Below are 8,207 nucleotides of genomic sequence, written 5' to 3' on the forward strand. Positions count from 1 at the left end.
CGGCGTGCGGTGTCGCAGGTCATGTGGCGGAGCCACCTGTCCTGCGGCGCCGTGCGGCGAGCGTGCGTGCCGGGCGTCGGGGCGCAGGCGGGGAAGTCAGAACAGGCCCTAGGGGGCGAGCACGTCCAGTTCGTGCAGGGCGCCCACCGCGATCTCCTTGGTCAGCCGCTCCGCCTCCGCCACGTCACCCCCACGCACCGCTTCCGCGAGCCGTACATGGAGCGTGACCGCCGCCGGGTCCGGGTCCTCGAACATCACCTGGTGATGGGTGCGTCCCGCCAGCACCTCCGCGACGACGTCCCCGAGCCGCGCGAACATCTCATTGCCGGAGGCGTTGAGCACGATGCGGTGGAACGCGATGTCGTGCTCCAGGTATCCCTCCAGCTGCTGGCCGCGTGAGGTCGCGACCATGCCGAGTGCGCATTCGGTGAGGGCGGCGCACTGCTCCGGCGTGGCATGCCGGGCGGCGAGTCCGGCCGCGACGGGTTCGATGGCCGAGCGCAGGACGGTCAAGGAGCGCAGCTGGCGCGGCCGGTCGGTGCCGGCCAGTCGCCACCGGATGACCTGCGGATCGTAGACGTTCCACGCCTCGGTCGGCTGCACGGTCACGCCGACCCGGCGCCGGGACTCGACCAGGTGCATGGATTCGAGGACCCGGATCACTTCACGGACGACCGTGCGCGAGACGTCGAAGCGCTGGGCCAGCTCGTCGGTGCGCAGCACCCGGCCCGGCGGGCAGTCCCCCGCGGCGATCTCCAGACCCAGGGTGTCCAGCACGTGTGTATGCAGCCCGGGGCCCTGTGTGGTCATGGGCAAAGCCTACGGGGCACACACCTCGAACAAAAAGTACGACTTTTACGTCACAGAATCTTGAATAAGTCGTACGTATAGGTTTCAGTAGCGCGACGGACCGGTGTCGAGGACGACATCGACGGAGACAGCGAGGCACCACCAATGAGCACCCCCCACGTAGTCGTGGTGATGGGCGTGGCAGGGACCGGCAAGACCACGATCGGTCCCCTGCTCGCCGCCGAATTCGGCGTTCCGTACGCCGAGGGCGACGACTTCCATCCCGCGGCGAACATCGCCAAGATGTCGGCCGGCACCCCGCTGGACGACTCCGACCGGTGGCCCTGGCTCGATGCGATCGGGCAGTGGGCGCACAACCGGGACGGGCTCGGCGGCGTCGTCAGCAGCTCGGCGCTCAAGCGGATCTACCGCGACCGGCTGCGCGCCGAGGCCCCCGGTGCCGTCTTCCTCCACCTGACCGGCGACCGGGCCCTCATCGAGGAGCGCATGGCGGACCGCAAGGGCCACTTCATGCCGACCGCGCTGCTCGACTCGCAGTTCGCCACCCTGCAGCCGCTGCAGGAGGACGAGGCCGGCGTCTCCGTCGACGTGTCCGGCACCCCCGAAGAAATCACCCAGCGAGCCGTCGCCGCGCTGCGCCGGCTCGAAGACTAAGGATCCCCACCGTGACCAGTCTCAGCGTCGAGATGTTGGCAGCGGACGCCGTCGAACCGATCACTTCGGCAGGCAACGCGCAGTTGGGCATTGCCGTCCTGGCCGGCATCGCCGTCATCGTTCTGCTGATCACCAAGTTCAGGTTGCACGCGTTCCTCGCGCTGACCATCGGCTCGCTGGCCCTCGGCTCCTTCGCCGGTGCCGCGCCCGCCAAGACGATCGCCAGCTTCACCGCCGGCCTCGGCTCGACCGTCGCGGGCGTCGGTGTCCTGATCGCTCTCGGCGCCATCCTGGGCAAGCTGCTCGCCGACTCCGGAGGCGCGGACCAGATCGTCGACACGATTCTCGCGAAGGCGGGCGGGCGCGCCATGCCGTGGGCGATGGTCCTCATCGCCTCGATCATCGGTCTGCCGCTCTTCTTCGAGGTCGGCATCGTGCTGCTGATCCCGGTCGTGCTGCTCGTCGCCAAGCGCGGCAACTACTCCCTGATGCGGATCGGTATCCCGGCACTGGCCGGTCTCTCCGTGATGCACGGGCTGATCCCCCCGCACCCCGGCCCGCTGGTGGCGATCGACGCCCTCGGCGCCAACCTCGGTGTCACGCTGGCGCTCGGTGTCCTGGTCGCCATCCCGACCGTGATCATCGCGGGCCCCGTCTTCTCCCGTTACGCCGCACGCTGGGTAGACATCGAGGCGCCCGAGAAGATGATCCCGCAGCGTCCGTCGGAGGACCTGGAGCGTCGCCCCAGCTTCGGCGCCACGCTGGCGACCATCCTGCTGCCCGTCGTGCTGATGCTGGCCAAGGCCCTCGTCGACATCGTCGTGGACAACCCGGAGAACCACGTCCAGCGGGTCACCGATGTGATCGGCTCGCCGCTGATCGCGCTCCTCGCGGCCGTCATAGTCGGGATGTTCACGCTGGGCCGGGCAGCCGGTTTCAGCAAGGGCCGGCTCTCCGTGACCGTCGAGAAGTCCCTCGCCCCGATCGCGGGCGTGCTGCTGATCGTCGGTGCGGGCGGTGGCTTCAAGCAGACCCTCATCGATGCCGGTGTGGGCCAGATGATCCTGGACTTCTCCAAGGACTGGTCGATCCCGGCGCTGCTGCTGGGCTGGCTGATCGCCGTCGCGATCCGGCTCGCGACCGGCTCGGCGACCGTGGCCACGATCTCGGCGGCCGGCCTGGTCGCCCCGCTCGCCGCCGACATGTCGACGTCGCACGCTGCGCTGCTGGTCCTCGCCGTCGGTGCGGGCTCACTCTTCTTCAGCCACGTCAACGACGCCGGTTTCTGGCTGGTGAAGGAGTACTTCGGGATGAGCGTCGGCCAGACGGTGAAGACCTGGTCGGTGATGGAGACCATCATCTCCGTGGTCTCGCTCGGCTTCATCCTGCTGCTGTCGCTGGTCCTTTAGGGCCCCTCCGGGGCAGGTCCGGCGAGTCGTCCGGCGACTCGCCGGACCGTCCTTCCGGCCTCCCGGCGGATTCCCCCACAATGGGTGTCCGGCCCGCGCCCAACGGCGCTCGACCGACTCGGTGCGCATGCCACGGCGTACGGCCCACGGGCGCGCCTGCGGCATCGGGACGGCGACTTTTCACCCGCCCGTTCGAGCACCCGCGGCCCCATGTCACCAGGGGCCGCGGGTGTCCGTCATGCTTCGGCAGGGCGACGGGCCTCAGTGGTGGACCGCACCGCTCTCCGCCGCCTTCTCCAGCTGGAACGCCTCGTTGCCCAGGCCGATCCTGGCGTGCACCGCCGGCTTCGTCGAGCGCAGCACCGCCCCGTACACCAGCCCGATGACGAGCGCGGCGACGACGACTCCGGGCAGCAGCCAGTTGAGCACCGAGCCTGGACCGGATCCGACGAGTACGTCGAAGTCCCGGACCGTGAAGACGGCGATGGCCACCAGCGCCGCACCGGCCAGACCGGAGGCGACCAGCCGCCACAGCTGCGCCCGGCCGGCGCCGCGCTTGACGAAGAAGGCGATCACGGCGAAGGAGGCGGCGGCCATCAGCACGATGACGCCGAGCGCGCCGACGTTGCCCATCCAGGTGAACAGGTGCAGCACCGGGGCGGTCGGGTCGCCGACCGGCTTGTCGTCCGTGAACGCGAAGGCCAGCACGATGACCAGGGAGACGACGGACTGGAGCAGCGAGCCGGTGGCCGGGGCACCGCTGGACTTGTTGGTCCGGCCGAACGCGACGGGCAGCAGGTTCTCACGGCCCATCGCGAACGCGTAGCGGGCGACGACGTTGTGGAAGCTGAGCAGCGCCGCGAACATGCCGGTGACGAAGAGGACGTGCAGCACGTCGGTGAAGGTGGTGCCGAGCCGGTCCTCAGTGAGACCGAACAGCATCCCGGGGCCCTCCTTCAGCGAGGTGTCGGCGATGAAGCCGGGGCCCGCGGCGACGGTCAGCGCCCAGGAGCCGATCGCGAGGAACAGGGCGGCGTAACCAACGGCGAGGAACATCACCCGGGAGACGACGATCTGCGGGCGGCTGGTCTCCTCTGCGTACACCGGCGCCTGCTCGAACCCGACAAACGCGGCGATGCAGAAGCAGAGCGCGGTACCGAGTCCGGCGCCGGTGAGGGTGTCCGGGTTGAAGGCGTGCAGCGACAGGCCCTCCGGTCCCGGCTTGGAGACGGCGGCGATGTCGAAGATCACGACGAGGGCGCACTCGATGACCAGCAGCACGCCGAGGACCTTGGCGTTGAGGTCGATCTTCAGCCAGCCGAGCGCGCCGACGATCAGAACGGCGGCAACTGCCGGAATCCACCAGGCGAGTTCGATCTCCAGATAGGTGGAGAACAGGCCGGAGACCTCGAAGCCGAGGATGCCGTAGATGCCGACCTGCATGGCGCTGTAAGCGACCAGCGCGACGAGTGACGCACCGGCGCCCGCGGTCGGGCCGAGTCCTCGGGCGATGTACGCGTAGAAGGCCCCGGCGTTGTGGACGTGCCGGCTCATCTCCGCGTAACCGACGCTGAACAGCATCAGGACGATGCCGAGGATGACGTACAGCAGCGGCTGGCCGACGATGCCCATCACGCCGAAGACGGTGGGCATCACCCCGGCGACGACCATCAGAGGGGCGCTGGCGGCGAGGACCGAGAGAAGCAATCCCGGGGTGCCGAGCCGGTCCGCCCGCAGGGCCCGCTCCTCACCCTTGTAGGTGCTGATGCCGCCCACATCGCTCGTCACGCTGGTGGTGCCGGTCTCGCTCGTTCTTGAACTGCCCGTCGACATGGCGGGGGTGGTCCCTTCGTTGAGGAGAAATGCGAGGAGGTGCACAACGGGGGGTGGCGCGGCGGCGGGCGGTCACGGGATTCCGAGTGCGGCGCCGCGTGCCGCGAGGAAGGTCCGGTACGGGTCCTGGCCGGAGTACGACCAGGGCGCAGGCGTGGCATGGTGGCCGATGCGCTGGAAGAGGGCGGCGGCCTCCGCGGACCGGCCCTCGCACACCTTCGCATGGGCCAGGAAGTTGAGGTCGGCACGGTTGCGCGGATGGTCCTCGCGCTCCCACTCCAGCCACCAGTCGAAGGCGGCCTTCATCACCTGCCGGGCCCGCCGCCCCGACCAGTGCCCGCAGCCCGCCGGGTCGTCGGACTCGCTGCCCACGGCGACCAGGACGCGGTAACGCTCGGCGTGCGCGACGACCGGGAGGACGGCGAGCGGCGAGTCGGCGGGGGCCCGTTCGGCGGCCCAGGCGGCGAAGTCGTAGACCTCGTGCAGCGGATCCCGGCCGCTGTCGGGATGGTTCTCGGCGAGCAGGGCCGTCATCAGATGGTGCGCGTGGTGGTGGTCGGGGTGGCGCAGGCGCACTTCGTCGAAGTACTTCCCCGCCTCCTCCTGGGCGCCGTGGCCACGGGCCAGCATCAGCTGTCCCAGCCAGGGCGTGGGGTCGTCGGGGGCCAGCCCGGCGGCGCGCAGACAGGCGCCGCGGGCCGCTTCGGGGGTGTCCTTGCCGTGCAGGGCGCGGACCACGGTGGCCAAGGCCAGCAGGGTCGCGGCATCGGCGCTCTCGGGTTCGGCAAGCAGCCAGTCCTGGGCCCATCCGGCAGCGGACGGGGTCTCGGCGAGAGAAACGACGCGGTGGCCGCGGCGGTCCCAGTCATGGCCGGTGGCGACCAGCAGGGATCGGGCCCTGGTCCACCGCCCCTGGGTGAACTGTCCTCGCACGTCGATGAGTTCGGTGTCGTCCAGTGCCGTGTCGAAGGGGTGGCCGGAGCGCCCGCCCCGTCTTCGGGAGCGGCCCAGGGGAGGCGGGGGCGGCGACACCGCTGGCTTCCTTTACGACACGGGTACGAGCACGGTACGGGCCTGACGCAAACACGTACGAGGCAGGTACAGACATTCCGAACGTGCCACAGCAAAGCGGTAGGCGGGGCTCGACGTCAAGAGCCGAATCGATCAACTGCTCTCATTTTCAGCTGGGTTGGTCCGATCCAACCGCCGATCAGCCCGCCGAGCAGGGCGCCGACGGGTTGCACTCCCCAGCCGATGAAGCGGGTGGAGGCGGTGACGCGGCCGAGCATGCGGTCGGGTACCAGCGTCTGCTTGACCGTTTCGCTGATGACCAGGTTGATGATCACGGCGAAGGTCCAGGTGAAGGTGGAGAAGGAGACCAACGCGACGGCCAGACCCCGGCGGTCGAAGGCGTGGGCCAGCGGCACGAGGACGGCGGACAGTCCCGGAGCTGCGTAGACGAGGATCAGGGCACGGCCCTGGCCGAGGACCCGGGCGACCGTGGTGGCCTAGGAGGCGCCGGATCCGGCGCGTTTGAAGGGCGTGGTGTCCGGTAGGGGCAAACTGCCTGGCCAGTCGCGGATCCGGCGACGTACATTGCCTGGCGATACCGCGAGGAAAGGCGTGTCGACCATGGGATTCATCGAGGCCTCCGGGCTCGAGTACCGGTTGCCCGACGGTCAGGTCCTCTTCCACCACACGTCCTTCCGGGTGGGGGACGGCGACAAAGTCGCCCTCATCGGTGCCAACGGCACAGGCAAAACCACCCTGTTGAGACTGGTGGCAGGCGAACTGACCCCGCTGGACGGCGGCGTACGCGTCGTCGGCGGCCTGGGCTTCATGCCCCAGTTCATCGGCTCGCTGCGCGATGGGACCACGGTGCAGCAGCTCCTCGTATCGCTGGCGCCGTCGGCCCTGCGCAAGGCCTTCGCCGCGGTCGAGGAAGCCGAACTCGCCATGATGCAAAGCGACTCGGAGTCCATGCAGATGAGGTACGCGAGCGCGCTCGCGGACTGGGGCGAGCTGGGCGGATACGACGCCGAGGTCGAATGGGACGTGGTCACGGGCGCCGCGCTCGGGCTCCCCTTCGACGTGGCGAAGTACCGCGACGTGCGCACGCTCTCGGGCGGCGAGCAGAAGCGCGTCGTCCTGGAGGCGCTCTTCCGCAGTGACGCCGAGGTCCTGCTCCTGGACGAGCCCGACAACTATCTGGACGTCCCCGGAAAGCGGCACCTCGAACAGCTGATGGCAGCCTCTCGCAAGACCGTGCTCTACGTCAGCCACGACCGCGAACTGCTGGCCGCCACGGCCACCCGCATCCTCACCCTGGAAGCCGGTGGCGTCTGGGTGCACGGCGGCGGCTTCCGGAACTACCAGGAGGCGCGGGCAGGACGGCTCGAACGACTGGACGAACTGCATCGTCGCTGGTCGGAGGAGCACCAGCGGCTGAAGGACCTCGTCCACACGCTCCAGCAGCAGGCCAAGATCTCAGCCGCCATGGCCGGCAAGTACCACGCGATGCAGACGCGACTGGCGCGCTTCGAAGCGGACGGGCCACCCCCCGAGCGTCCGGTGAAGCAGAACGTCCGGATGCGCCTCCAGGGCAGCCGCACCGGCATGCGGGCCGTACGCTGCGAAGGGCTGGAACTCACCGGCCTGACCAAACCCTTCGACCTGGAGGTCTTCTTCGGGGAACGGGTCGCGGTGCTCGGGGCAAACGGCACGGGAAAGTCACACCTGCTGCGGCTGCTGGCAGCCGGCGGTGGCGACGGAGACTTCCACGAACAGGACAGGCACGGCAGCCCCGTGCCCCACTCCGGCACCGCCCGGCTCGGGGCCCGGGTGCGTCCCGGCTGGTTCGCGCAGACCCACGCCCGCCCCGATCTCGCCGGCCGCACGCTCGTCGAGGTACTGGGACGTGGCGACGGCGACAGGGAGGGCCGACCCCGCGGGGCCGCGATGTCGGCGCTGCGCCGGTACGAACTGCACGGCCAGGCCGACCAGGCCTTCGACTCCCTCTCGGGCGGCCAGCAGGCCCGGTTCCAGATCCTCCTGCTCGAACTCCAGGGCTCGACCTTGCTCCTGTTGGACGAACCCACCGACAACCTCGACCTGCACAGCGCGGAGGCACTGCAGGAGGCACTCGACCTCTACGAGGGCACCGTGCTGGCGGTGACCCACGACCGCTGGTTCGCGCGCGGCTTCGACCGCTATCTGATCCTGGCCGCGGACGCCACGGTGCGGGAGGCCGACGCCCCCGACTGGGGCCTCGCGTAGTGCCGTAGCCGAACTCCGGCTACGGCACCTCGCCGCGTTGCCGGAACGTCAGATACATCCAGTATGCGGATGCCCCTCCGCCGTGCGATGCACCGCATCCGACGCTGCGGGCCGGTCCGCCAGGGATGACACTAGGGCCTGTTCTGAGTTCCCCGTCGTCCGCGCGAAGCGCGGGCGCAGCGGTGGTCGGTGCGTGCGATCGGCGTGCGGTGTCGCAGGTCATGT

General features: G+C 69.7%; 7 protein-coding genes. 3 read left to right on the forward strand and 4 right to left on the reverse strand.

What is annotated here, in order from left to right:
* Positions 1–108: 108 nt before the first annotated feature.
* Complete coding sequence (locus AB0915_RS36975) at positions 109–810, reverse strand: FCD domain-containing protein (RefSeq protein ID WP_366695480.1); 702 nt, start codon at positions 808–810, stop codon at positions 109–111.
* A 144-nt stretch (positions 811–954) separates the two neighbouring features.
* Between AB0915_RS36975 and AB0915_RS36980 the strand changes: the two genes are divergently transcribed.
* Both AB0915_RS36980 and AB0915_RS36985 read left to right on the forward strand, forming a co-directional pair.
* Positions 955–1,464 (forward strand): gluconokinase, encoded by a 510-nt coding sequence (locus AB0915_RS36980; protein ID WP_366695482.1) that lies wholly within the window; start codon positions 955–957, stop codon positions 1,462–1,464.
* Positions 1,465–1,475: 11 nt separating this feature from the next.
* Positions 1,476–2,873: a gluconate:H+ symporter gene (locus tag AB0915_RS36985; RefSeq protein WP_366695484.1), complete on the forward strand. Its 1,398-nt coding sequence runs from the start codon at positions 1,476–1,478 to the stop codon at positions 2,871–2,873.
* Between the two features lie 261 nt (positions 2,874–3,134).
* Here AB0915_RS36985 and AB0915_RS36990 read toward each other — a convergent pair whose 3' ends face one another.
* The 3 genes from AB0915_RS36990 to AB0915_RS37000 form a co-directional block, all read right to left on the reverse strand.
* A complete protein-coding gene (locus AB0915_RS36990) occupies positions 3,135–4,706 on the reverse strand; it encodes an APC family permease (RefSeq protein WP_366695486.1) in 1,572 nt (523 codons plus the stop codon).
* Between the two features lie 72 nt (positions 4,707–4,778).
* A complete protein-coding gene (locus AB0915_RS36995) occupies positions 4,779–5,738 on the reverse strand; it encodes a hypothetical protein (protein WP_366695488.1) in 960 nt (319 codons plus the stop codon).
* A gap of 116 nt (positions 5,739–5,854) precedes the next feature.
* Positions 5,855–6,133 carry a hypothetical protein gene (locus AB0915_RS37000; RefSeq protein WP_366695490.1) on the reverse strand — a complete coding sequence of 93 codons (279 nt, stop codon included), beginning with the start codon at positions 6,131–6,133 and terminating at the stop codon, positions 5,855–5,857.
* A gap of 205 nt (positions 6,134–6,338) precedes the next feature.
* Here AB0915_RS37000 and AB0915_RS37005 point away from each other — a divergent pair, with 205 nt between their 5' ends.
* Positions 6,339–7,982, forward strand: coding sequence for an ATP-binding cassette domain-containing protein (locus tag AB0915_RS37005; RefSeq protein WP_366695492.1), 1,644 nt, complete (start codon positions 6,339–6,341; stop codon positions 7,980–7,982).
* Positions 7,983–8,207: the final 225 nt, after the last annotated feature.

The sequence above is a fragment of the Streptomyces sp. NPDC048411 genome (assembly GCF_040704695.1).
Taxonomy (GTDB): domain Bacteria; phylum Actinomycetota; class Actinomycetes; order Streptomycetales; family Streptomycetaceae; genus Streptomyces.